Below are 24,775 nucleotides of genomic sequence, written 5' to 3'. Positions count from 1 at the left end.
TTAATATCTACTTCACCAATAGGTGAACACTCAGCTTTTGGAGAATGGTAGTACTTTGATGCTTCCCCAGCAACTACAGCAATGGTTTGCAAAACTCACTTCGAACAGCCCGTTCTTTTTTGCAGTGATCGACAGCCAACATAACTATTGCATGGTGAACGAACGCTATTGTGATATTGCAGGGTTAAGCCAAGCTGAGATGGTTGGGATGAACGACAGCCAAATCCTCGGTGAACAATTCTATAAACACATCAAGCCGTACTATGACAGAGCCTTTAATGGTGAATCCATTGAAGCTGAAATCACTCTTAACGAAACCGACCTAGAAACCAGTATTCACTTTAGCCTTTCTCCAATCGAAAAAGACAAACGACCTGAATACGTTATCTTTCACGCTATCGACACCTCTGAAAACCAAGTGCTGATTCGCTCTTTAGAAGAGTCTGAATCTAAATTTCATAAGCTAACTCAGCTACTGCCTGATGGTTTACTTCAAGTCGAAGATGACTACATTTTGTCCGCTAACCCCGCAGCAGCACGCTTACTCGGGTTTAATTCCGCGGCAGAACTTGTTGGTGAAGAGCTCGGTCGACTATTTATCGATGAACAAACCAAAACAGTCTTTAACAATAAAATTGGCGCTTTAGTGCCAGAGTCTGGTTTGGTTTGTTTGACAGGCCCCCGCTGCGGGTTTGAGCGTAAAATCCAACTGCATGTTGACTCTACGGCATTGCTCGGGCACGAAGCTCAAATCGTATTACTTCAAGATTCGCAAGATGCTCCAAAGCAACTTGCAACCAGTGATAATGAAGATGCGTATATCGACGCTTTGACTCAGCTCTATAACCGAGTGGGTTTTACAAAGCGATTAGAGCAGTTTATTCATAACAGCACGCCAGTTGTGATGCTCTACCTAGATATCGACAATTTTAAAAACATTAATGACTCCTTAGGACACCACATCGGTGACAAAGTCATTAAAGAAGTTTCGTCTCGTTTAAAGCGACTCTTGCCGAGGCATGCTGTACTTGGACACTTAGGTGGCGATGAGTTTGGTATCATCTTACCTGAGCCAGAGAACAGCCACATGGCAGAAATGTTGGCAGAAAAAATCATAGCGTTGATTAACCAGCCCTTTGATCTCCACCATTTTAGTAAACGCTTAGCCTGCTCGATTGGCAGTGTTTTATTCCCACAAGACGGCAATGATGCTCGTATCTTATTGCAAAATGCCGACACTGCGATGTATGAAGCAAAAGATCGTGGCCGAAACCGACTCATCAAATTCAACGATCAAATGAACAAAGAAGCGCGCATGCGCTTATGGTTAGAGATCGAGCTTCAAAAAGCCTTACAGCAAAACGGGCTAGAAGTGTGGTACCAACCCAAGGTAAACGCCCGAGACTTCAGTATTAATGGGGCTGAAGCGCTGGTTCGTTGGAAACACCCTGTCGAAGGCTATATCAGCCCTGGTGCATTCATCCCTGTCGCAGAAAGAGCAGGCTTGATCGAACACTTAGGTCGCGTCGTCATGCGTGAAGTCTTTGCTACCGTTAAACGTTGGAAAATGCAAGGAATACTGCCTGGAAGAGTCGCAATCAACTTATCTCCAGAGCAGTTTGGTAACCCGAAGCTCATCGATTTCATGGAAAAACTACTGCGCTCGACTGACTTAGATCCAAGCGCCATCACATTTGAGTTAACCGAAAGTGCGGTAATGAGTGATAGCGACCATACGTTACAGATGCTTAATGCTATTAAACGACTGGGCTTTGCCCTATCAATTGATGATTTCGGTACGGGTTACTCATCTCTTTCTTATCTCGCACGCTTCCCAATCGATGAATTAAAGATAGACCGCGCTTTCATCACTGATATCGACACGTTGCCAAAACAAGTCACCGTTATCGAGAACATCATTAACTTAGGTAAGTCTCTAAACTTAACGGTTGTAGCGGAAGGAGTGGAGACTCGCGAACAAGCCACATTGCTTTCAAATCTAAACTGTAACTCAATTCAAGGCTTCCATTTCTATCGCCCTCAACCAAAAGAAGAAGTCGAAGAGTTATTTGCACAAAACCGACGTCATAAAAACTAGCCAAGACTGTACCTCTAATTGAGTAAAACCTGATTTATTCAACTAAACCTGCCTTACATCAATTTTGCTATTCATAATCCTTCATAAAATGCTCGTCTCGATTTTTCTATTGGTAGTGAGCAAATGGAACTCCTATGTCCAGCAGGTAACTTACCTGCCCTAAAAACAGCAATTGATTGCGGAGCAGATGCGGTATACATCGGCTTCAAAGATGATACCAACGCACGACACTTTGCTGGTCTTAACTTTGCGGGCAAAAAACTGGATAGAGCAGTCCAGTATGTTCATGACCGGAACAAGAAAATTCACGTTGCACTTAATACTTTCGCGCACCCTAATGGCTTTGAGCGTTGGACCAATGCCGTCGATAACGCCGCTGCGCTTGGTGTCGATGCATTAATTGTCGCTGATATTGCGGTACTTGAGTACGCTGCCAACAAATACCCAGATTTAGAATTACACCTTTCTGTTCAAGCCTCTGCAACCAATGCTGCCGCGATCGATTTTTATCATCAGAACTTCAATGTAAAACGCGTCGTGTTGCCACGCGTATTATCGATTCACCAAGTAAAACAGCTATCTCGAAATATCAGCTCAGACGTTGATCTTGAAGTCTTCGCTTTTGGTAGCCTTTGCATCATGGCAGAAGGGCGCTGCTACTTATCTTCTTACATGACAGGGGAATCTCCGAATACGGTTGGCGCTTGCTCTCCGGCAAAATACGTTCGATGGCAAGAAACTGAATCAGGTTTAGAATCTCGATTAAATGAGATCTTAATCGATAAATATTCCGCGGGAGAAAATGCAGGCTACCCGACTCTATGTAAGGGTCGCTTCGAAGCGGACATTGAAGGTGAACGCAAGCGTTATCACGCTCTAGAAGAACCAACAAGTCTCAATACCCTTTCTATGTTACCGGAACTATTTTCCGCAAACGTGGCTTCAGTGAAAATTGAAGGACGTCAGCGTAGCCCTGCTTACGTAGAGCAAGTAACTCGAACCTGGCGCGCTGCGATCGATCGCTACCTCGCCAACCCAGAACAATATCAGGTTGAACAAGCATGGGATGCAGCCCTTGCAAACGTATCAGAAGGTACACAGACAACTCTTGGTGCTTACCACCGTAAATGGCAATAAGGAACAGTAATGGATAACTCGATGAAATACGCTCTAGGTCCCCTACTTTACTTTTGGCCTAAGCAGGACGTAGAAAGCTTTTACGAGCAAGCAAAATCAAGCTCAGCAGACATTATTTATCTAGGCGAATCTGTATGTTCTAAGCGCCGAGAAATGAAAGTTAAACACTGGTTAGATATCGCTAAAGAGCTTTCTTCTTCAGGGAAACAAGTAGTGCTATCCACAATGGCACTGCTAGAAGCCCCGAGCGAAGTGAATGTCATGAAGAAGTACATCGACAACGGTGATTTTGCTATTGAAGCAAACGATGTTTCGGCTATTCAGCTTGCAAGTCAAAACAAAGTCCCATTTGTCGTTGGGCCTGCGGTGAATACCTACAATGCACACACCCTGAACTTATTCTTGAAACAAGGAATGACACGCTGGTGTATGCCTGTGGAGCTGTCTCGCGAGTGGCTAACTAACGTACTGACACAATGCGACGACTTAAATATACGTAATAAGTTTGAAGTCGAAGTATTCAGCCATGGCTATCTTCCGCTCGCCTACTCTGCTCGCTGCTTCACGGCGAGAGCAGAAAACAAAGCCAAAGATGACTGCGAAACTTGCTGTATCAATTACCCAACAGGCTTACAAGTAGATAGCCAAGAAGGTCAATCGGTCTTTAACCTTAACGGCATTCAAACCCAATCTGGCTACTGCTATAACCTTGTGAATGATTTGCCAAGCATGGATCAATTAGTCGATGTGGTACGACTCAGTCCTCTGGGGTTAGATACCTTCTCTGAAGTCGATAAGTTTAGAGCAAATGAGAAAGGTGAAAACCCTCAAACGGTTGCCGATCGCCAATGCAATGGCTACTGGCACCAACTAGCAGGGTTAGAAGTCAAAAACATCTAAAGAAAAAGGTCTAGCACATTGCTAGACCTTTATTTATACGGTTACTGGCTGCCCCATAGGCTCCGTGAGCTTTCTCACGTCTTTAGCCAACATCACTATCACGATAAGACTCAACGCGATATTGGATATTGGGTAAGCAATCCATACTCCTGTAATGCCCCATAATTTGGGTAGCAAGTATAAGAATGGCAATTGAATAAGCATATTGCCGATTGTCACGAACATCGCCTTACTGCCTTTATTCACCGACTGATAATAAGCGGCAGCCACGACTAAGAATCCATCTAAGAATAAAGCGAACATGTGCAGTTTTATCCCCAAGACTGCACCTTCGATGAGCTCTGTATCTTGTGAGTTAAAAACAGATACCGCTTGGTACGGAAATACATTCAACAAAATCACAAAGATAACACCACCTACTACAGAAGTGACCATCGCGACATTGAGCAGTTTGCGTATATTATTGTGATTCTTAGCGCCGTAATGATAACTAACAAGTGGCTGCATACCATTAGCAACACCTTCTACTGTGAGGTAATAAACCGTCACGATATAGCCAATAATCGCATAAGCTCCGATCAACAACGAACTGCCATACTCTGTAAACAATAGATTATGGACGGCCACCATCATGGAGCCGTAAGCGTACATAAAGAAGCTCGAGATACCTATAGTTAGAATAGTCGGCAAATACTCCAATCTAAGTACCAAACACTTCAAGCTGAGGCGTACTTTGGCACGTGATGAGAAAAAGTACCCAACACCTAACACCGTCACTGTCATCTGCGCGATACCTGTCGCTATTGCCGCACCAGTCAGTTCCCAACCAAGCATTGCGATAAACACATAATCTAGAGCAATATTGATCACAGCACCAACAATCATCAAAACCGTAGCAAGATTTGGACTATCATCATTACGCAATAAGAAAGGAATGGCGATTGAGCCTAACGAGAAAACACTCGACACAATTAAAATGTCTAAATACTGAACCCCTAACTCTAACGCTCTTCCTGTTGCTCCCTGCAATATCAAGAAATCATCAGAAAAGAACCACAGTATGGTGGCAACAATCGGCGCAAGCCCAAGCAGTAAAAGCATGCCAGTAGCGAGAGTTTGCTTGGCTTCATTCGCTTTTTTCTCGCCTTGTTTAATCGAAACCAATGCACCGGTACCAACACCAATCATCATGCCCACACCTAGGATGGTGCCGATCACTGGCCACGCGACATTGATCCCCGCCAAACCATCTGCGCCTACATAACGGCCGATGAAAATACCATCAACCACTTGGTACAAGCCATTAACCAGCATGGCTGCAACGGTTGGAATGGTATAACGCCAAAATTGGCGATAGATTGAATTGTTCATAGGAGTATCTCTGTTTCTACATTTAGTTAACTAAGCTAACTAATTCGATAAATTTTATTTTAGGGCTTTGCTTAACAATTGGTTTAATTGAAAAGCTTCTTCTTTCGAGAGTTTTTTCTCGATCCCTTTAGACATAATTCCATATACCTTGCTTTCTTCCTTTAACCCCAATGTCGCTTGCGCCGTTAAAGCCACTCGTTTAGAACGCGCATCTTCAATACACACTTTACGCTCCACAAGGCCTTTTCTTTCTAACCTTTTAACCATATTGGTTGCCGATGGTTTAGTGACTTCCATCTCCTGTGCGAGATCAGTCAGCCGAATTGGTTCCGGTGCTGATTGAATCACTTTCAAATAGTCGTATTCATTGAAACTTAGCTGCCCAATCGGATCTTCTTTGCTATGTACTCGCCAAATTTTCGCGGCAAAACGCTCTATCTTTTCTAAGTTTTCGGTAAGCATAGGAAATTAAATTTAGTTAGCGATGCTAACTATTTTAACAACACATTTATTATGTGCAATAAAAAACCGCTGACAAGCAGCGGTTCTTTTAGAAATAAACTCTAATGGCGTTACTGAGAAGCTTCTTGCGCTTTCGCCTGTGCGATACGATCAGCTTGTACTTGATCGAAAATACGCCCTAGCTCCAAATATGAATAGCGATGCTCGACATACTCATAAACGTTGAAAGACAGTGCTAACTTATACAAAGATATCGCGTTCGCGTAATCCCCTTTCATATGATAACGCTTAGCTAAATAGAAATACGTTTCCGTTAATCTCTGGGCAAGTAAGGTGTTATCACGCGTGCCTGTCAAAATGGCTTTAAACGCCTGCTCTTCAGTGATGTCTTCGAGCATTATTGCAATCAGAACCCACCCCCAAGACTCATCACGCTCTAGGTAGCGAGACTCAAGGTCCGCTTTCGCTTGAACGGGATCCAATTCAAACTGGATAATATAAGACCACAATGCTCTAAATGGATCGCTAGGATCGTCAGCGTAGTGTTTCATCATTTCTTCATTGGCCAGCTCGTAGCGCTCACCATAATAAAGTGCGATGGAGCGGTTTCGCTCAGCGTATGAGTTTGTAGGATCCAGCTCTAACGTAGAATCGAAAGATTCATAAGCCGCATCAAACTCTCCGACCTGAGTAAAATAAACGCCCAATAAGTTGAAAATGTCAGGTTGCGCTGGGTTTAATGAAAGTGACTGGTTAAAGTCGAGACGCGCTAAATCACGTAATCCGACACTGTCATAATAGTTACCGCGCTCAAATAACATCTTTGCACGTATTTCATTGTTTAAATCTGTACGTTGCAATAACTGGGTAAGGCGCGCTATCTGAACTTCTTGCTGAACCGTTGCCTGTAGAGGCACAGCCATCGGAGGGTATACCCACTGCTGGCTTGTGTTATCGGATGTTGAAGCACAGCCCGTCAGTGTAATTAACAAACACAAACTCGCGGTTTGAAACCATTTCACGAATAAATACTCCTGTTAAGACCGCAATAAAAAAAGGGAGCGATATGCTCCCTTTATAACATGCTTTTAATCGTATGGGCTAGAAAACGCTAAAAAGCGCTAGCTCATCGATTCATAAACATTAGAATTATTCAGCTGCAGGTGCTTCGTCTTCAGCTGGCTTTTCTACTGCTTCTTTCATGCTTAGACGTACACGGCCTTGGCGGTCGATTTCAAGTACTTTAACTTGAACTTCTTGGCCTTCAGTTAGGTAGTCAGATACTTTCTCGATGCGCTTATCAGCGATTTGAGAAATGTGTACTAGACCGTCTTTACCTGGAAGGATAGTCACGAATGCACCAAAGTCAGCCAGACGAGCAACTTTACCAGTGTAGATAGTACCTACTTCAACTTCAGCTGTTAGTGCTTTAATGCGGTTGATTGCATCATCAGCTTGCTCACCAGAAGTTGCAGCAATTTTAACTGTACCGTCATCTTCGATTTCGATAGTTGTACCAGTCTCTTCACATAGAGAACGGATAACAGCACCACCTTTACCGATAACGTCACGAATTTTGTCAGTGTTGATCTTCATAGTGTGAATACGAGGAGCAAACTGAGAAATATCTTCACGAGCACCAGAAATCGCTTCATCCATTACAGAAAGGATGTGCTTACGTGCACCTTGCGCTTGGTTAAGTGCAATTTGCATGATTTCTTTAGTGATACCTTCGATCTTGATGTCCATTTGAAGTGCAGTGATACCGTCGTTAGTACCTGCTACTTTAAAGTCCATGTCGCCTAGGTGATCTTCGTCGCCAAGAATGTCAGAAAGAACAACGAAATCATCGCCTTCTTTAACAAGACCCATTGCGATACCCGCAACAGAAGACTTGATTGGAACACCAGCATCCATAAGTGCTAGAGATGTACCACAAACAGAAGCCATTGAAGAAGAACCGTTAGATTCAGTGATCTCCGATACAACACGAACTGTGTATGGGAATTCTTCAACAGAAGGCATTACCGCAGCAATACCACGCTTAGCCAGTTTACCGTGGCCGATTTCACGACGCTTAGGAGAACCTACAAAACCAGTTTCGCCAACACAGTATGGAGGGAAGTTGTAGTGTAGTAGGAAGTGATCTTTACGCTCACCAGTTAGCTCGTCGATGATTTGAGCATCACGCTGCGTACCAAGAGTCGCAGTAACGATAGCTTGAGTTTCACCACGAGTGAATAGAGAAGAACCGTGTGTACGTGGAAGAACACCAGTACGTACGTCTAGCGCACGAACCATGTCTTTTTCACGGCCATCGATACGTGGGTTACCCGCGATGATGCTACGACGTACAACTGTTTTTTCTAGATCGTGGAAGATAGAGTGAACTTCTTTTAGGTTCACTTCTTCGTTTTCAGATACTAGAACTTCGTTAACTTCTGCTGCGATCGCGTGGATGCGGTCGTAACGAGTCATTTTTTCAGTAATTTGGTACGCTTCAACTAGCTTAGCTTCTGCTAGCTCTGCAATGCGAGTGTTAAGAACTGTGTTCTCTGCTGGAGCAACCCAATCCCAAGCTGGAGTAGCAACTTCAGCTGCGAATTCATTGATCGCGTTGATAACAACTTGCTGCTGATCGTGACCAAATACTACCGCTGATAGCATCTCTTCTTCTGTTAGGTTGTCTGCTTCAGACTCAACCATAAGAACAGCGCCTTCAGTACCTGAAACAACAAGGTCAAGCTTAGAAGTTTCTAGCTCAGTGTTGCTTGGGTTAAGTACTAATTGACCGTCGATGTGACCAACACGTGCAGCACCGATAGGACCGTTGAACGGGATACCAGAAATAGCTAGAGCAGCCGAAGTACCAATCATAGTTACCATATCAGGTTGAACGTCTGGGTTTACAGACATTACTGTTGCGATAACTTGAACTTCGTTTTTGAATGCATCCGGGAAAAGAGGACGAATTGGACGGTCGATTAGACGAGCCGTTAGTGTTTCGCCTTCAGATGGACGACCTTCACGCTTGAAGAAACCACCAGGGATTTTACCAGCAGCGTAAGTACGCTCTTGGTAGTTAACTGTTAGAGGGAAGAAATCTTGACCTTCTACCGCTTCTTTTTTACCAACAACAGAAACGAATACTGACGTATCGTCCATTGTTACCATTACTGCAGACGTAGCTTGACGTGCAATAACACCTGTTTCTAGAGTTACGGTGTGGTTACCGTACTGAAACGTTTTTACTACTGGTTTTTCGAACATTGTATTTCCTTCTTCTGAAGAATCATCTTCAGAATTAGTGAATGAGCACTCAGCAATTACTAATCGCGACTAGTAAAAAAAGACGGAGGTTATTTATAAAATAATGCCATCTACTTTTAATAGTCGCGACCTATTGGCCGACATCTGTGACTGTAATTGTTGAGCAAAGTGAAAGCGCATAATTGAAAGAATTATGAGCGTGCAAGAGTATAAACTATTTTTTTAAGAAGAGACATTTTCAGAGCCAAAAACCTAGTTATACGCTATATAGATTTCATATCTGTTTCTCAGGCACAAAAAAAGGAGCATAAATGCTCCTTTTTCTTCAAACTGTCTTTGCAGACATCGCTATTAGCGACGTAGGCCTAGACGCTTGATTAGGTCTTGGTAACGAGAAAGGTCTTTACCTTTCAGGTAGTCAAGAAGCTTACGACGGCTAGAAACCATACGTAGAAGACCACGACGGCTGTGGTGATCGCCTTTGTGTGCTTTGAAGTGACCTTGAAGGTGGTTGATAGAAGCAGTTAGTAGTGCTACTTGTACTTCTGGTGAACCAGTATCGCCTTCAGCGCGTGCGTATTCTGCAACGATTGCTGCTTTAGTTTCTGCATTCAGAGACATAATTCTCTCCTGATAAGAGTAGTTTAATATTTGTAGCAGCCAATCTCTGATTCAGCCGCTACGCGAGCCGAGGATTATAGGGAAGTTTCCCTTACAGAGCAATAACAATTGAACAGCTAATAAACAAAAAAGCGAATACCATTTATCGGCATTCGCTTTTTATCAAATAGGCTAAGTATCGACTTAATTACGCTTGCGGTTCTTCTTCTCTAAAAACCACCAATCGCTTAGGTGCTACTCGGCCATCATCGGCAATCTGAGCCACACCCACAAACAGCTTCTCTTCACCACTTGTCATGCGAACCGTACCTTCAGTTGGCGCACCAGAAACCTGAACTGGCATACCATGCTGAACAAGATCAGTCAGCTCTGCATTCAAGTTAACTTCCGGCAGGTCTTCTACCGCAGTGTCCATTGGCATCAGCAGTGGATCAAGCAGCTCTTTCGGTGCAATCTCTTGCTCCTGCGCTTGTTCAAGGATCTCGTTTAGCTGCTCTAAGGTTACCATGCGTTCATAAGGGTATTTCGCAACACCAGTACGACGAAGCATGGTCACGTGAGCGCCACAACCTAACATCTCACCCAGATCATCAGTGATAGTGCGGATGTAAGTACCTTTCGAACAGTGAACTTCCATCTCTACTTCATCACCTTCAAAGCGAAGCAGTTCAATAGAGTACACAGTGATCTTACGCGATTCACGAGGCACTTCGATACCAGCACGCGCATATTCATACAGCGGCTTACCTTGGTATTTTAACGCCGAGAACATTGATGGAACTTGGTCAGTTTCACCTTTGAAGCTTTCAATGCAGCGCTCAAGTTGTTCTTGAGTCACGTTCACTTCGCGAGTTTCAACCACTTCACCATCAGAATCAGAAGTATTGGTACGCTCACCAAGCTTAGCAATCACAACATAACGCTTATCAGAATCCAGAAGAAACTGAGAAAACTTCGTTGCTTCACCAAGACAAATTGGCAGCATGCCAGTCGCAAGAGGATCCAGAGCACCGGTGTGCCCCGCTTTCTCTGCAAAGTAAATACGCTTTACTTTTTGCAGTGCATCATTAGATGAAATGCCAGTTGGCTTATCTAATAGAATTACCCCGTTAATCGGGCGACCTTTACGACGGCGAGCCATTACTCTTCACCTTTTGGTTCAGTACCTTCATCACGGCCAGCTTCTTGCTGCTTACGTTTATCTTCACTTAGTACTTCACTTACTAAGTTAGACATACGCATACCTTCAACCAAAGTATTGTCGTAAGTAAAACGAACCTCTGGCGTTAGGCGGTGACGAATGCGCTTGCCAAGAGCCATACGAATTGGCACTTCATGCTCTTTAAGAGCTGCTAGACAAGATTCTGGCGTTTGCTCACCAATACATAGGAAAGTCACGAACACTTTTGCGTAAGCTAAGTCACGAGACACTTCTACGTCTGAAATCGTCACCATGCCGATGCGTGAATCACGCACCTCACGTTGAAGGATTAAAGCTAGCTCTTTTTGAAGCTGCTGAGACACACGTTGCGTGCGGCTAAATTCTTTTGACATTTTCTTTTCTCACTAATAGAAAGAATGGGGGGATGGTCGTAACCAGCCCCCCATGGCGTATTCAACAACCAATTACCAACTATCTATAAAAGATTACATTAGTAATTTTAGTCAATTAATCAAGAGTACGTTTTACTTCAACAATCTCGAATACTTCGATTTGGTCACCAACGCGAACATCATTGTAGTTCTTAACGCCGATACCACACTCGTAGCCATTCTTAACTTCTTGAACGTCATCTTTAAAGCGACGTAGTGACTCTAGTTCACCTTCGTAGATAACAACGTTTTCGCGAAGTACGCGGATTGGGTTGTTACGCTTAATCAGACCTTCAGTAACCATACAACCTGCGATTGCACCAAGCTTAGGCGACTTAAATACGTCACGAACTTGAGCAAGACCGATGATTTCTTGTTTGAATTCAGGTGCAAGCATACCGCCCATCGCCTGTTTCACTTCATCGATTAGTTGGTAGATGATTGAGTAGTAACGTAGATCTAGGTTTTCGTTCTCAACTGTACGACGAGCCGTTGCATCAGCACGTACGTTGAAGCCTAGGATGATAGCGTTCGAAGCCGCTGCAAGTACTGCATCAGTTTCAGTAATACCACCAACACCAGAACCAACGATGTTCACTTTCACTTCTTCAGTAGAAAGTTTACGTAGAGAATCTGCGATTGCTTCAACAGAACCTTGAACATCCGCTTTAAGAACAACGTTAAGCTCAGCAACTTCACCAGCAGCCATGTTAGAGAACATGTTCTCTAGCTTAGCTTTTTGTTGACGTGCTAGTTTAACATCGCGGAATTTACCTTGACGGTAGTTCGCTACTTCACGTGCTTTACGCTCGTCACGTACCACAGTCGCTTCGTCACCTGATGCTGGAACACCAGATAGACCTAGAATTTCTACTGGGATAGAAGGACCTGCAGTTTGGATTTCTTTACCGTTCTCATCGCGCATTGCACGAACACGGCCGTACTCTTGACCACAAAGTACGATATCGCCTTTGTTTAGAGTACCAGACTGAACTAGAACAGTTGCAACTGGACCACGACCTTTATCAAGGCGAGATTCAACAACAACACCAGAAGCCATGCCTTCTTTAACAGCTGTTAGCTCAAGAACTTCAGACTGTAGAAGAATCGTTTCTAGAAGACCGTCGATGTTTGTACCCTGTTTAGCAGAGATATGAACAAACATGTTTTCGCCGCCCCATTCCTCAGGAATAACGTCGTATTGAGCTAGTTCGTTCTTAACGTTATCTGGGTTCGCGTCTTCTTTATCGATCTTGTTCACTGCAACAATCAGAGGTACACCCGCCGCTTTTGCGTGCTGGATTGCTTCGATTGTTTGTGGCATTACGCCATCGTCTGCTGCTACTACAAGTACAACGATATCTGTCGCTTGAGCACCACGTGCACGCATAGCTGTAAACGCCGCGTGTCCAGGAGTATCAAGGAAAGTGATCATACCGTTTTCTGTTTCTACATGGTATGCACCGATGTGTTGTGTGATACCGCCCGCTTCACCTGAAGCAACGTGTGCTTTACGGATGTAGTCAAGTGTAGAAGTTTTACCGTGGTCAACGTGACCCATGATAGTAACAACTGGAGCACGACCTTCAGCAATTGCATCACTGTCGCGATCGGCTAGTACTGCTTCTTCCAGTTCGTTCTCTTTACGTAGGATTACCTTGTGACCCATTTCTTCAGCAACCAATTGCGCTGTTTCTTGATCAATCACTTGGTTGATAGTCGCCATAGCGCCCATCTTCATCATTACTTTGATTACTTCAGTTGCTTTAACTGACATTTTGCTTGCTAGTTCAGAAACTACGATAGTTTCACCGATAGCAACATCAGATTTAGCTACAGTCGCAGACTTATCGAAGCCTTGCTGCATTGAAGTTGGCTTAGCCAGTTTGCCTTTGCCGCCACGACCACGTTGGTTACGACCGCCACGGTTGTTACCAGGTTGGTTAGCAGGTGCCGCTTTCTTTTTACGACGACGAGGCGCTTTTTCTTCTTTTTGGTCCGCAGCATCTTCTGCTTCACGAGCGTAAGTAGAAGTGGTTACATGGTAATCCGCAGATTTCTCTTGTTCTTTCTTCTTCTTCTCTTCTTCAGACCAGCGAGCTTCATTTTCTTCAGCTAGTTTACGCGCTTCTTCAACTAGCTTAGCCGCTTCTTGCTCTGCTTTACGCTGAGCTTCTTCTTCCTGACGACGTTTTAGTTCATCAGCTTCTTTCTTCGCTTGCGCGTTAGTGTCTGCATTTTTTGCGTTCATGTCTTTCTTAGCCTTTTCAGCTTGTACGCGTTTAGCCTTTTCTTCAACGTCACGTTTTGCATCCGCTTCTCGTTTCGCTTTTTCTTCGGCTTCGCGTTGTGCTTTATCTGCAGCTGCACGTTGCGCTTGCTCTTCAGCTTCGCGTTGTGCTTTCTCTTCAGCTTCACGATTAGCTGCTTCCTCAGCTTCACGTTTTGCTTCATCTTCAATTGCGCTGCGCTTCACGTAAGTACGTTTCTTACGTACTTCTACTTGAACATCCTTACTCTTACCGCCTCCAGCGGCAACACTTAGTGTGCTGCGGGTCTTGCGTTGAAGAGTTAAGCGAGTCGGTTCAGCTTCACCAGTAGTGTCACCGTGTTCTTTCTTCAGGTGAGTTAGAAGTGTTTGCTTCTCTGCATCTGAAACTTGATCCGATCCTGCTTTCTTCATTCCTGCATCAGCAAGTTGTTCAATTAAGCGGTCAACTGGCGTGCCAATCTCTTCACTCAGTGCTTTAACTGTTAATTGTGTCATACCGCTCTCTCCTTGCTGAATTATTCTTCGTCGCCAAACCAACAAATATTACGTGCTGCCATGATTAGCTCACCAGCGCGTTCTTCGGTTAGGCCTTCAATGCCTTCTAGCTCGTCAACACCTTGGTCTGCTAGGTCTTCTAGTGTAGCTACACCTTTTGACGCTAGTTTGTAAGCCATTTCACGCTCTAGACCTTCAAGACCTAATAGGTCTTCTGCAGGTTCAACGCCATCGAATGTTTCTTCTTGCGCTAAAGCAAGAGTTGTTAGTGCGTCTTTCGCACGGCTACGTAGTTCTTCTACGATGCCTTCGTCCAAGCCATCAACTTCTAGAAGCTCGTTAACTGGAACATAAGCAACTTCTTCAAGTGTTGAGAAACCTTCTTCAACTAGAAGCTCTGCAAAATCTTGCTCGATATCTAGGTGCTTCATGAAGTTTTCAATTGAAGCAACCGCTTCTTCTTGGTGTTTCTTCTGCAGGTCAGCAACAGTCATAACATTAAGTTCCCAACCAGTAAGTTGAGAAGCTAGACGTACGTTTTGACCACTACGACCGATAGCTTGTGCTAGGTTATCTGCTTCAACAGCGATGTCCATTGAGTGTGCATCTTCGTCAACGATGATAGAAGCAACATCCGCAGGAGCCATTGCATTGATAACGAATTGAGCCGGGTTATCATCCCAAAGAACAATATCGATACGCTCACCGCCAAGTTCGCCAGAAACCGCTTGTACACGTGCACCACGCATACCAACACACGCACCAACAGGATCAATACGCTTATCGTTTGTTTTAACAGCGATTTTAGCACGAGAACCAGGATCGCGAGCAGCACCTTTTAGTTCAATCAGCTCTTCACCAATTTCAGGTACTTCAACACGGAATAGCTCAGCCAGCATTTCAGGCTTAGAACGCGTGATGAACAGTTGGAAACCGCGAGCTTCAGGCTTAACCGCATATAGAAGACCACGTACACGGTCGCCCGGACGGAAGTTTTCACGAGGTAGTTGATCATCACGTAGGATAACGGCTTCAGCGTTGTTACCTAGATCTAGGATGATTGTGTCGCGGTTAACTTTCTTAACCACACCTGTAACTAGCTCACCTTCGTTGTCGATGAACTGCTCAACGATTTGAGCGCGTTCAGCTTCGCGCACTTTTTGTACGATAACTTGCTTTGCTGTTTGAGTCGTAATACGGTCAAACGTTACAGATTCAATTTCGTCTTCGATAAAACCGCCTAGTTCGATGCTTTCATCATCGTACTTAGCCGCTTCAATTGAGATTTCTTTTGTTGGAAATTCAACTTCTTCAACAGCTTCCCAGCGACGGAACGTTTCGAAATCACCTGTTTTACGGTCAATTTCAACGCGCACTTCAATTTCAAATTCGCTTTTTTTCTTGGTTGCTGTTGCTAGCGCGATTTCAAGCGCTTCAAAAATACGCTCACGAGGAACTGCTTTCTCATTAGAAACAGCTTCTACTACCGCTAAAATTTCTTTGTTCATTAATCTAGCCTCTTAAGCTCTTCTCTCTAGGAGAACTAAAATTTAGGGATCAGGTTAGCTTTTGAAATATTGCTAAGGACGAACTCTTCTTCTTTTCCTTCAACCAATACCGTAATAGTCTCACCGTCAACAGATTGGATATCACCCTTCCATTTACGACGGTTTGCTACAGCCATCTTCAAAACGATGCTTACCTCGTGACCAATAAATTGCTGGTAATGCTCTGCTTTGAACAGTGGTCTTTCTAAACCTGGAGAAGACACTTCAAGGTTATAAGCCACTGAAATTGGATCTTCAACGTCCATTACTGCACTTACTTGATGACTCACTTCAGCGCAATCATCTACATTGATACCGTTTGGTGAATCGATGTAAATACGTAGCGTTGAGTGCTCACCTGCACGAATAAATTCTAATCCAACTAACTCATAACCCGATGCCGCTACAGGAGCGTCAAGCATTTCAGTAAGTTGTCTTTCTAAACCAGTCATTTAACCACTCCAGAAACAAAAAAAGGGCTCAGAGCCCAATTTAAATTCCAAGCAAACATTATCAAATATGCATTTTACAAATGCACAGATAACAAAAAACCCCGAATAAGTCGGGGTTTTTGTTGCTGGACCCTGATGTGTTAAGCGTTTTATCACATGATAAACACTTAACTCGCAGTGAGGTTCACACTGCGCAAACTTGCCACCAAAACCTAAAAAAGAATTGGTTGCGGGAGCCGGATTTGAACCGACGACCTTCGGGTTATGAGCCCGACGAGCTACCAAGCTGCTCCATCCCGCGTCCGACTTGCGAGCATTATACGCTCAACAAGATGTTTTACAAGTTTGTAAAATGGTGCCGAGAGAGGGACTCGAACCCTCACACCAAAGGCACTAGCACCTCATGCTAGCGTGTCTACCAATTTCACCATCTCGGCATCAAAAGCTTTTTATCGCTTATTGTGGAATTTCATCGCCTTGCGCTGGAATTTCACTTGCTGCATCTTCAGCTTGCTGGATAACTTGACCTTGAGTAGGGTCAATCCATTGTGACTCAGTCTTATGTGTAGACATATTACCAAGCACTAAGCTAAGGATAAAAAATGTTGTTGCAAAAACTGCAGTCATTCGGGTTAGGAAATTTCCTGAGCCACTAGCACCAAACACTGTGTTTGAAGCACCAGCACCGAAAGAGGCTCCCATATCTGCGCCTTTACCTTGTTGAATCAACACTAGGCCAATTACACCAAGCGCTGCCAACAGGTAAATCACAAGTAGAACTGTAAACATTTTTCCACCTATGTTCCTAATTGTTGAGCCAGCGCCGTTCGAAATATAAATTTCAAGAACAAGGCTAGCGACCTCCTAACTGAAGGCCGAGCAATACTAGCGAAACCCTCACAGGCTGACAAGAGAAAATTGTCAAAAACACGGACTTATGGACCCAACCGTCTAAAAAAAGAGCATTTAGTAACATAAGTTCAATCAACCACTGACCTTTCACACGTTCCATATAAAGATCAGTGGTAGCAAACTTCTATCTAACAGCTTGCTTTTACGGCTTCAGCAATTTTCAGAGCAGAGCTTTGTACTAGATCAGCATCTTCACCTTCTACCATTACACGCAGAAGAGGCTCCGTTCCTGACTTTCTTAATAGCACTCGACCTTTTTGACCAAGCTCGGCTTCAACTTCCACGACTGCTGCTTTCACCGCTTCCGCTTCTAATGGATTTGAATCACCGCTAAAACGAACGTTTTCTAGTACCTGAGGATATAGAGTCATACCTTGAGACAATTCATTCAAAGACATTTCGCTATCGACCACAGAGGCAAGCACTTGTAATGCGGCAACAATCGCATCCCCTGTCGTCACTTTATCAAGTAGGATTACATGACCAGAGTTTTCAGCACCAATTTTCCAACCTTTCGCAAGCAATTGCTCCATGACGTAACGATCACCAACCGCAGCACGAACAAATGGAATTCCTAGCTGTTTCAAGCCGTTTTCCATACCTAGGTTAGTCATTAGAGTCCCAACCACACCACCCTTTAGTTCACCACGACGCAAAGCATCACGAGCAATGATGTAAGCGATTTGGTCACCATCAACTTTATGACCAAGTTCATCAACCATAATGATTCTATCGCCATCACCGTCAAACGCTAATCCAAGATGCGCTTTTTCTTCAAGAACACGCTCTTGTAGGGCTTTAACATCTGTCGCACCGACTTTGTGGTTGATGTTAGTGCCGTTTGGCTCTACACCCATTGCAATCACTTCTGCGCCAAGTTCTTTGAAAACAGCAGGTGCAATATGGTAGGTAGCGCCATGGGCACAGTCCACCACGATTTTCATACCAGCTAGCGTCATCTTATGCGGGAATGTGCTCTTGCAGAATTCAATGTAACGACCTGCAGCGTCATTTAGACGAACGGCTTTACCTAATTCAGCAGACTCCACACATTCGATGTCTTTGTCGAGCTCCGCTTCGATAGCCAACTCGATGTCATCCGGAAGTTTTGTACCTTCAGAAGAGAAAAATTTGATACCGTTATCGTAATAAGGGTTGTGCGATGCTGAAATAACAATACCTGCTTCTGCACGAAATGTTTGTGTTAGGTAAGCAACAGCAGGTGTTGGCATAGGGCCAGTAAATGTAGCTTGAAGACCCGCAGCAGCGAGGCCTGCTTCTAACGCTGATTCAAGCATATAGCCAGAGATACGAGTATCTTTGCCGATAATAACTTTCTTTGTACCTTGTTTAGCAAGTACACGACCAGCAGCCCAGCCAAGCTTCAGAACAAAATCAGGTGTGATCGGATATTGGCCTACTTTGCCACGCACACCATCTGTGCCGAAATAACGACGTTTATTCGTCATGAATTGTTTCCTTATTATAAATTTTCGTCTCAAATATTATCATTCATTGCTTGAATGATTTTCATCGCTTCCAATGTATCTTCTACATCGTGGACTCGTATTATTTGAGCCCCCTTTAGAGCAGCAATTGTTGCACAAGTAACACTGGCGACCATACAATCAGCTGGATTCTTATTCAAGAGCTTAAATATCATCGACTTTCTCGACATTCCTGCCAATATCGGAAAACCCAGTTGATGGAATTTCTCTAAATGAGCCAATAAATGATAGTTATGCTCTATCGTCTTACCGAAGCCAAAACCTGGGTCTAGAATAAGCTGCTCACGCGCAATACCTACCTCTTCACATGCAGCAACCCTCTCTTCGAGAAAGTTCGATACATCTTGAAGCACATCTTCATAGTTTGGGTTTGCTTGCATAGTGCGTGGCTGGCCTTGCATATGCATTAAACAAATAGGTACGCCAACTTCAGCAGCAACATTTAGAGCATCAGGTTCTTGTAAAGCACGAACATCATTGATTAAGTCAGCACCAGCGGCTACAGCTTGACGCATCACTTCGGCTTTACTGGTATCAATAGAGATCCAGACATCAAATTCAGCTCTAATAGCTTTAATTGCAGGAATCACTCGATCCAATTCGTCCTGTAATGAAACTTCCGGCGCCCCCGGCCGAGTCGATTCACCACCAATATCAATAATAGATACACCCGTATCAATCATCTTTTTAGCTTGTGCTACAGCATTATCAAGTGAGTTAAACTTCCCACCGTCAGAGAAGGAGTCCGGCGTCACATTGAGAATGCCCATAATATGAGGACGGTCAAGAGTGAGAGTCTTATTATTTGCGTTTAAGTTCATGAGTTCCCTTCTAAAGGTCATTAGCCTAAAAACAGAAAAACCCTGAGCAAGAACCCAGGGTTTTCATTATTGCCTTAAAGACTAAGAGTCTTTATTCGCTGTATCTTCAGAATCAGATTTAGTATCTTCAGCGTCTTGCTGTTCCGCTTTCACTTCTTCCTTAGCTTCTGGCTTGGCTTTCGCTTCTTCCTTTGCAGGTTCAGCTTTTGCTTCATCACCCCAACCAGCCGGCTCACGAATATCGTCTTTGCGATCCATTAAATCATCAATTTGACCCGCATCGATCGTTTCGTACTTCATTAGCGCATCTTTCATCGAGTGCATGATATCCATGTTATCTTCAAGGATCTGCTTCGCTCGTGCGTAGTTTCGGTCGATCAGGATACGAATTTCTTCATCGATAAGCTTTGTCGTGTCATCAGATACGTGTTTAGTTTGGCTAACACTACGGCCAAGGAAAACCTCACCTTCTTCTTCAGCGTAAAGAAGAGGACCTAGTTTCTCCGAGAAGCCCCACTGAGTAACCATCTTACGAGCAATATCAGTCGCACGTTCGATATCGTTTGAAGCACCTGTTGATACTTTATCTTTACCGTAGATTAGCTCTTCAGCAAGACGACCGCCATATAAGCTAGAGATCATCGACTCTAGGTGCTGACGAGACATGCTTACACGATCTTGCTCTGGTAGGTACATCGTCACACCCAACGCTCGACCACGTGGAATGATAGACACTTTGTACACTGGATCATGTTCAGGAACGAGACGACCAACAATTGCGTGACCCGCTTCGTGGTATGCCGTTGACTCTTTAGTCTCTTCCGACATCACCATAGAACGACGCTCTGCACCCATCATGATCTTGTCTTTTGCTAACTCAAACTCAACCATAGATACATTGCGTTTGTTACCACGAGCAGCAAATAGTGCAGCTTCGTTCACAAGGTTCGCAAGGTCTGCACCAGAGAAACCTGGAGTACCACGAGCAATCAGAGAAGGCTCTACGTCACCTGCGAGAGGTACTTTACGCATGTGTACTTTTAGGATCTGCTCACGACCACGAACGTCTGGTAGACCAACCACAACTTGACGGTCAAAACGACCTGGACGAAGTAGCGCTGGGTCAAGTACATCTGGACGGTTAGTCGCAGCGATAACAATAATACCTTCGTTGCCTTCAAAGCCGTCCATTTCAACAAGCATTTGGTTCAGTGTTTGCTCACGCTCATCGTGACCACCACCAACACCCGCACCACGTTGACGACCTACGGCATCGATTTCATCGATAAAGATAATACAAGGGGCCGCTTTTTTCGCTTGCTCGAACATGTCACGTACACGAGATGCACCAACACCAACGAACATTTCAACGAAGTCAGAACCTGAGATAGTAAAGAACGGTACTTTCGCTTCACCAGCAATCGCTTTTGCAAGGAGCGTTTTACCCGTACCCGGAGGACCAACAAGCAGAATACCTGTAGGGATCTTACCACCTAATTTCTGGAATCGGCTTGGATCACGAAGGTAATCTACCAACTCTTTCACATCTTCTTTTGCTTCGTCACAACCCGCAACATCAGCAAAAAGCGTTTTGATTTGTTCTTCGCTCATCATACGAGCTTTGCTCTTACCAAAAGACATCGCGCCTTTACCGCCGCCGCCTTGCATTTGACGCATGAAGAAAATCCATACACCAATAAGTAAGATCATAGGGAACCAAGAAATGAAGATAGTGCCTAGCAGGCTTTGCTCTTCAGGTGGTGTACCTTGAACTCGAACGTTTTGATTAATTAAATCATCAAGAAGCTTTTGGTCATAAACAGGCATGTAAGTTACATACTTAGCACCACCACCACGACGGGTAAATGTGATCTCACTGTTATTGAATTGCGCGTCTTGAATCTGGCCTTGGCCAACTTCCTGTACAAACGTGGTGTAATCTACTGCTCTGCCGTTACTTTCACCAGGGCCAAAGCTCTGGAATACCGACATCAAAACTACAGCGATAACTAGCCACAGAATTAAATTTTTTGCCATGTCACTCAAGGTGTCAGCCTCTCGATAACTAATTGTAATTAAAGGTAGGGTACTACAGTTTGTAACCTGTAGCTATAGTGTTAACTTTTCAGGTTTAACTGAATCGTTAACCTTTGTAACCAGTGGCTACGATAAACACTTCACGAGAGCGAGCTCTTGAAGAATCGGGTTTTCTAACCTTTACGGTTTTGAACATCTCGCGGACGTCTTTAACGTATTGATCAAACCCTTCGCCTTGGAAAACTTTAACAACAAAGCTACCATTTGTGGCTAGAACTTGTCGACACATATCCAACGCCAATTCTACTAAATACATAGCTCTTGGCTGATCAACTGAATTGTTACCCGCAATATTGGGTGCCATATCAGACATCACCACATCAACCATGTCAGGCTGGATTCTTTCTAATAATGCTTCAAGTACTGCATCTTCACGAAAGTCGCCTTGTAAAAAGCTTACACCAGCAATCGGATCCATGGGTAATAAATCACATGCAATGATTTGCCCATTATCTCCAACAATCTTAGCAGCATATTGAGACCACCCGCCAGGAGCCGCACCTAAATCGACAACTGTCATACCTGGAGCCAACAGTTTGTCTTTAGATTGAATTTCTTCCATTTTAAAGTAAGCACGCGAACGATAACCTTTCTTTCTTGCTTCATTTGCATACTTATCGTCGAAGTGTTCCTTCAACCAACGACCAGAGCTGGCCGAGTGTTTCTGTTTACTCATTAGATACCTAAAACGATGGGTAAAAACGGAAATGCTAAATACTATGACTAATAAATTATAGTCTTCAGCATTAGATGGCGTTAAAATAGGTTTTTTCAACCCTAATAGTAAAGAAAATTGGCCGCGTAATGAACCTAAGCACCAAACAAAAGCAGCATCTAAAAGGCCTAGCTCACAGTTTAAAACCTGTTGTGCTAATGGGCGCTAACGGACTAACTGAAGCTGTTCTAGCGGAAATCGAAATCGCTTTAGATCACCATGAGCTGATCAAAATTAAAGTTGCTTCAGAAGACCGTGAAACTAAGCAATTGATTATCGAAGCAATTGTTCGTGAAACAGGCGCAGAAAAAGTACAAACCATCGGTAAAGTGTTGGTACTGTTCCGCCAAACTGAAGAACGCAAAATCGAAATCCCACGTAAGTAATTTAATATTACTATAGTGAGAAAAAAGGTCGCATGATGCGACCTTTTTTAATATCTGCAAGAAATCATCTAGCTAGATTAGATGTATTCTACTTTGTCGATTTCAAAATCTTTTTCACCGCCAGGTGTTGAAATCACAACTTCATCGCCTTCATGCTTACCCACTAAGCCACGTGCAATTGGTGATTTCACTGAGATACGACCAGATTTAATATCCGCTTCATCTTCAGAAACGATTTGGTACTTCACTTCTTCATCAGTATCAACGTCAATCAAAGTAACAGTAGTACCGAAAATGATTTTTCCAGTATTTTCCATTTGTGTTACATCGATAACTTGAGCAACAGACAGCTTGTATTCAATATCGCGGATCTGAGCTTCACAAATACCCTGTTCTTCGCGAGCAGCGTGGTATTCAGCATTTTCTTTTAAATCACCAAGCTCACGAGCTTCGCCAATCGCCGCTGAGATAATAGGACGCTGCTTAAGTAGTCTTTCTAATTCGTCACGTAGTAATTGCTCACCACGTACAGTCATTGGAACCTTTTCCATTTTCTACCTCTATTCCAAAGTAAGCTTTGGACAAAATAAATCCACTCAGCGTATTAGCTAAGTGGTAGATAACAAAATCGTTTTGCTTAGTGTAAACAAAGTTTTTAGGTAAATCATCATAATTCAATTTACATCACCCAAAACAATAATTTGAAAGCAAAAAAATACAGATCACAAATGTGACATTTTGTTTACGGCGCTATTTTCGTCGAAAAATCGATATAAAAAAAGCTAAAAAATACATATTTACCAGCGCACAGTAAGATCCAATAAACATCAAAATTTCAACACCTTAACTAAAAACAAAAAACAATTGCACAGTGTTCATAACTTGTATTTATATCATTTTACTAACCTATTCAGGAACTTTAGGGGTAAAAAGTAACTCACGGATTGCACTGGCAAGTTTCTCAATATGTTCTAACCATGAATATGAAGCTTGATTTATACAGGCAATACAAAGAGGATGCATATCCTCGAATAATAAAATCTCTCGAATAATAAAATCTATTTATGGACAGTAATTAGGATATATAACATGAACAAAACTATGATCGCTTTAGCTGTATCAGCTGCTGCTCTAGCAACTGGCGCAAACGCTGCCGAGCTATACAACCAAGACGGTACTTCTCTAGACATGGGTGGCCGTGCAGAAGCTCGCTTATCTATGCAAGATGGTAAAGCAGAAGACAGAACTCGTATTCGTCTTAACTTCCTAGGTAAAGTTGAAATTCAAGACGGCCTATACGGTGTTGGTTTCTACGAAGGTGAATTCACTACAGCAGACAACGCTGACGGCTCTGACCTAGACAACCGTTACACCTACGCAGGTCTTGGCGGTAAGTTCGGTGAAGTAACTTACGGTAAAAACGACGGTGCACTTGGCGTAATCACAGATTTCACTGATATCATGGCATACCACGGTAACTCTGCAGCAGACAAACTAGCTGTCGCTGACCGTACAGACAACATGCTGTCTTACAAAGGTCAATTCCAAGACCTAAGCGTGAAAGCAAGCTACCGTTTTGCAGACCGCACTGAACTAAAAGCTGACGGTACTCCAGTAGACTCTGGCGATACTACAGATCACTTTGGTGATAACGAAGCTGATGGTTACTCTCTATCTGGTATCTACGCTATTGGTGAAACAGGCATCAAACTAGGTGCTGGTTACGCAGATCAAGCAGAGATGAACGAATACATGCTAGCGGGTTCTTACACTATGGGCGACCTATACTTCGCGGGTGTATTTACTGATGGCGAAAAAGCAAAAGACAATGGCGATTACACTGGTTACGAGCTAGCAGCAGCTTACACTATGGGCCAAACAGTTTTCTCTACTACTTACAACAATGCTGAAACTGATGGTGCTACATCAGCTGACAATGTAGCAGTAGATGCAACATACTACTTCAAACCTAACTTCCGCGGTTACGTATCGTACAACTTCAACCTTATTTCTAAAGGTGATACGTACGGTTCAGTAGGTGCTGGCAACTCGGGTGCAACTTCAGCTCAAGCTGAAGACGAACTAGCTCTAGGTCTACGTTACGACTTCTAATTGAAG

Annotated in this window: 21 protein-coding genes and 2 tRNA genes; 5 read left to right on the top strand and 18 right to left on the bottom strand. The window is 43.7% G+C overall.

Annotated elements, in window-relative coordinates:
• Positions 1-58 precede the first annotated feature (58 nt).
• The 3 genes from ACHUFI_RS07450 to ACHUFI_RS07440 all read left to right on the top strand — a co-directional run bounded on the left by ACHUFI_RS07450 (position 59) and on the right by ACHUFI_RS07440 (position 4,135).
• The gene (locus ACHUFI_RS07450) at positions 59-2,098 is read left to right on the top strand and encodes a sensor domain-containing protein (protein WP_394247751.1); all 2,040 of its coding nucleotides are present in this window, start codon (positions 59-61) and stop codon (positions 2,096-2,098) included.
• A gap of 123 nt (positions 2,099-2,221) precedes the next feature.
• Positions 2,222-3,235 (top strand): ubiquinone anaerobic biosynthesis protein UbiU, encoded by a 1,014-nt coding sequence (gene ubiU, locus ACHUFI_RS07445; RefSeq protein ID WP_394247749.1) that lies wholly within the window; start codon positions 2,222-2,224, stop codon positions 3,233-3,235.
• 21 nt (positions 3,236-3,256) lie between these two features.
• Positions 3,257-4,135, top strand: a complete 879-nt coding sequence (locus tag ACHUFI_RS07440) for a U32 family peptidase (RefSeq protein WP_394248086.1) — start codon at positions 3,257-3,259, stop codon at positions 4,133-4,135.
• A 33-nt stretch (positions 4,136-4,168) separates the two neighbouring features.
• Here the strand turns inward: ACHUFI_RS07440 and ACHUFI_RS07435 are convergent, their stop codons facing one another.
• From ACHUFI_RS07435 to rlmE, 17 genes are all read right to left on the bottom strand, one after another.
• Entirely contained in the window at positions 4,169-5,506 is a 1,338-nt protein-coding gene (locus tag ACHUFI_RS07435) for an MATE family efflux transporter (protein ID WP_394247747.1), read from the bottom strand.
• A gap of 54 nt (positions 5,507-5,560) precedes the next feature.
• Complete coding sequence (locus ACHUFI_RS07430) at positions 5,561-5,968, bottom strand: MarR family winged helix-turn-helix transcriptional regulator (RefSeq protein WP_394247745.1); 408 nt, start codon at positions 5,966-5,968, stop codon at positions 5,561-5,563.
• A gap of 110 nt (positions 5,969-6,078) precedes the next feature.
• Positions 6,079-6,990, bottom strand: coding sequence for a lipoprotein NlpI (gene nlpI, locus ACHUFI_RS07425; RefSeq protein ID WP_394247743.1), 912 nt, complete (start codon positions 6,988-6,990; stop codon positions 6,079-6,081).
• Between the two features lie 127 nt (positions 6,991-7,117).
• The gene (pnp, locus tag ACHUFI_RS07420; protein ID WP_394247741.1) at positions 7,118-9,238 is read right to left on the bottom strand and encodes a polyribonucleotide nucleotidyltransferase; all 2,121 of its coding nucleotides are present in this window, start codon (positions 9,236-9,238) and stop codon (positions 7,118-7,120) included.
• Positions 9,239-9,589: 351 nt separating this feature from the next.
• Positions 9,590-9,859, bottom strand: coding sequence for a 30S ribosomal protein S15 (rpsO, locus tag ACHUFI_RS07415; protein WP_004728948.1), 270 nt, complete (start codon positions 9,857-9,859; stop codon positions 9,590-9,592).
• A 187-nt stretch (positions 9,860-10,046) separates the two neighbouring features.
• The gene (truB, locus tag ACHUFI_RS07410) at positions 10,047-11,000 is read right to left on the bottom strand and encodes a tRNA pseudouridine(55) synthase TruB (protein WP_137355463.1); all 954 of its coding nucleotides are present in this window, start codon (positions 10,998-11,000) and stop codon (positions 10,047-10,049) included.
• Positions 11,000-11,413 (bottom strand): 30S ribosome-binding factor RbfA, encoded by a 414-nt coding sequence (gene rbfA / locus ACHUFI_RS07405; RefSeq protein ID WP_137355462.1) that lies wholly within the window; start codon positions 11,411-11,413, stop codon positions 11,000-11,002. The genes truB and rbfA overlap by 1 nt, the downstream gene beginning before the upstream one ends.
• 115 nt (positions 11,414-11,528) lie before the next feature.
• Positions 11,529-14,219 (bottom strand): translation initiation factor IF-2, encoded by a 2,691-nt coding sequence (gene infB, locus ACHUFI_RS07400; protein ID WP_394247738.1) that lies wholly within the window; start codon positions 14,217-14,219, stop codon positions 11,529-11,531.
• Between the two features lie 20 nt (positions 14,220-14,239).
• Complete coding sequence (gene nusA / locus ACHUFI_RS07395; protein WP_394247735.1) at positions 14,240-15,727, bottom strand: transcription termination factor NusA; 1,488 nt, start codon at positions 15,725-15,727, stop codon at positions 14,240-14,242.
• 35 nt (positions 15,728-15,762) lie between these two features.
• Positions 15,763-16,218: a ribosome maturation factor RimP gene (gene rimP, locus ACHUFI_RS07390; RefSeq protein WP_137355459.1), complete on the bottom strand. Its 456-nt coding sequence runs from the start codon at positions 16,216-16,218 to the stop codon at positions 15,763-15,765.
• Positions 16,219-16,442: 224 nt separating this feature from the next.
• Positions 16,443-16,519 (bottom strand) — tRNA-Met (locus ACHUFI_RS07385).
• Positions 16,520-16,571: 52 nt separating this feature from the next.
• Positions 16,572-16,655, bottom strand: a tRNA-Leu gene (locus ACHUFI_RS07380).
• 19 nt (positions 16,656-16,674) lie between these two features.
• Complete coding sequence (gene secG / locus ACHUFI_RS07375; RefSeq protein WP_394247733.1) at positions 16,675-17,007, bottom strand: preprotein translocase subunit SecG; 333 nt, start codon at positions 17,005-17,007, stop codon at positions 16,675-16,677.
• Positions 17,008-17,258: 251 nt separating this feature from the next.
• Complete coding sequence (glmM, locus tag ACHUFI_RS07370) at positions 17,259-18,599, bottom strand: phosphoglucosamine mutase (RefSeq protein ID WP_394247731.1); 1,341 nt, start codon at positions 18,597-18,599, stop codon at positions 17,259-17,261.
• 29 nt (positions 18,600-18,628) lie between these two features.
• A complete protein-coding gene (gene folP, locus ACHUFI_RS07365; RefSeq protein WP_394247729.1) occupies positions 18,629-19,459 on the bottom strand; it encodes a dihydropteroate synthase in 831 nt (276 codons plus the stop codon).
• Between the two features lie 81 nt (positions 19,460-19,540).
• The gene (gene ftsH, locus ACHUFI_RS07360) at positions 19,541-21,496 is read right to left on the bottom strand and encodes an ATP-dependent zinc metalloprotease FtsH (protein ID WP_394247727.1); all 1,956 of its coding nucleotides are present in this window, start codon (positions 21,494-21,496) and stop codon (positions 19,541-19,543) included.
• Positions 21,497-21,602: 106 nt separating this feature from the next.
• Positions 21,603-22,232: a 23S rRNA (uridine(2552)-2'-O)-methyltransferase RlmE gene (gene rlmE / locus ACHUFI_RS07355; RefSeq protein WP_394247725.1), complete on the bottom strand. Its 630-nt coding sequence runs from the start codon at positions 22,230-22,232 to the stop codon at positions 21,603-21,605.
• Between the two features lie 128 nt (positions 22,233-22,360).
• Between rlmE and yhbY the strand changes: the two genes are divergently transcribed.
• Entirely contained in the window at positions 22,361-22,657 is a 297-nt protein-coding gene (yhbY, locus tag ACHUFI_RS07350) for a ribosome assembly RNA-binding protein YhbY (RefSeq protein ID WP_394247723.1), read from the top strand.
• A gap of 77 nt (positions 22,658-22,734) precedes the next feature.
• On the opposite strand, the gene greA is transcribed toward yhbY, so the two are convergent.
• Positions 22,735-23,208, bottom strand: a complete 474-nt coding sequence (greA, locus tag ACHUFI_RS07345) for a transcription elongation factor GreA (RefSeq protein ID WP_394247721.1) — start codon at positions 23,206-23,208, stop codon at positions 22,735-22,737.
• 538 nt (positions 23,209-23,746) lie between these two features.
• Here greA and ACHUFI_RS07340 point away from each other — a divergent pair.
• Positions 23,747-24,769: a porin gene (locus ACHUFI_RS07340; protein WP_394247719.1), complete on the top strand. Its 1,023-nt coding sequence runs from the start codon at positions 23,747-23,749 to the stop codon at positions 24,767-24,769.
• The last annotated feature ends 6 nt before the right edge of the window (positions 24,770-24,775 follow it).

Source organism: Vibrio profundi, assembly GCF_043642225.1.
GTDB lineage: Bacteria > Pseudomonadota > Gammaproteobacteria > Enterobacterales > Vibrionaceae > Vibrio > Vibrio profundi_A.
This window is presented reverse-complemented; position numbering and strand designations above follow the sequence as displayed.

Bases quoted from the DNA above. Each gene is read 5' to 3' on its own strand.
- ACHUFI_RS07450 (WP_394247751.1), top strand. From the start codon at position 59: ATGCTTCCCCAGCAACTACAGCAATGGTTTGCAAAACTCACTTCGAAC.
- ubiU (WP_394247749.1), top strand. From the start codon at position 2,222: ATGGAACTCCTATGTCCAGCAGGTAACTTACCTGCCCTAAAAACAGCA.
- ACHUFI_RS07440 (WP_394248086.1), top strand. From the start codon at position 3,257: ATGAAATACGCTCTAGGTCCCCTACTTTACTTTTGGCCTAAGCAGGAC.
- ACHUFI_RS07435 (WP_394247747.1), bottom strand. From the start codon at position 5,506: ATGAACAATTCAATCTATCGCCAATTTTGGCGTTATACCATTCCAACC.
- ACHUFI_RS07430 (WP_394247745.1), bottom strand. From the start codon at position 5,968: ATGCTTACCGAAAACTTAGAAAAGATAGAGCGTTTTGCCGCGAAAATT.
- pnp (WP_394247741.1), bottom strand. From the start codon at position 9,238: ATGTTCGAAAAACCAGTAGTAAAAACGTTTCAGTACGGTAACCACACC.
- rpsO (WP_004728948.1), bottom strand. From the start codon at position 9,859: ATGTCTCTGAATGCAGAAACTAAAGCAGCAATCGTTGCAGAATACGCA.
- truB (WP_137355463.1), bottom strand. From the start codon at position 11,000: ATGGCTCGCCGTCGTAAAGGTCGCCCGATTAACGGGGTAATTCTATTA.
- rbfA (WP_137355462.1), bottom strand. From the start codon at position 11,413: ATGTCAAAAGAATTTAGCCGCACGCAACGTGTGTCTCAGCAGCTTCAA.
- infB (WP_394247738.1), bottom strand. From the start codon at position 14,219: ATGACACAATTAACAGTTAAAGCACTGAGTGAAGAGATTGGCACGCCA.
- nusA (WP_394247735.1), bottom strand. From the start codon at position 15,727: ATGAACAAAGAAATTTTAGCGGTAGTAGAAGCTGTTTCTAATGAGAAA.
- rimP (WP_137355459.1), bottom strand. From the start codon at position 16,218: ATGACTGGTTTAGAAAGACAACTTACTGAAATGCTTGACGCTCCTGTA.
- secG (WP_394247733.1), bottom strand. From the start codon at position 17,007: ATGTTTACAGTTCTACTTGTGATTTACCTGTTGGCAGCGCTTGGTGTA.
- glmM (WP_394247731.1), bottom strand. From the start codon at position 18,599: ATGACGAATAAACGTCGTTATTTCGGCACAGATGGTGTGCGTGGCAAA.
- folP (WP_394247729.1), bottom strand. From the start codon at position 19,459: ATGAACTTAAACGCAAATAATAAGACTCTCACTCTTGACCGTCCTCAT.
- ftsH (WP_394247727.1), bottom strand. From the start codon at position 21,496: ATGGCAAAAAATTTAATTCTGTGGCTAGTTATCGCTGTAGTTTTGATG.
- rlmE (WP_394247725.1), bottom strand. From the start codon at position 22,232: ATGAGTAAACAGAAACACTCGGCCAGCTCTGGTCGTTGGTTGAAGGAA.
- yhbY (WP_394247723.1), top strand. From the start codon at position 22,361: ATGAACCTAAGCACCAAACAAAAGCAGCATCTAAAAGGCCTAGCTCAC.
- greA (WP_394247721.1), bottom strand. From the start codon at position 23,208: ATGGAAAAGGTTCCAATGACTGTACGTGGTGAGCAATTACTACGTGAC.
- ACHUFI_RS07340 (WP_394247719.1), top strand. From the start codon at position 23,747: ATGAACAAAACTATGATCGCTTTAGCTGTATCAGCTGCTGCTCTAGCA.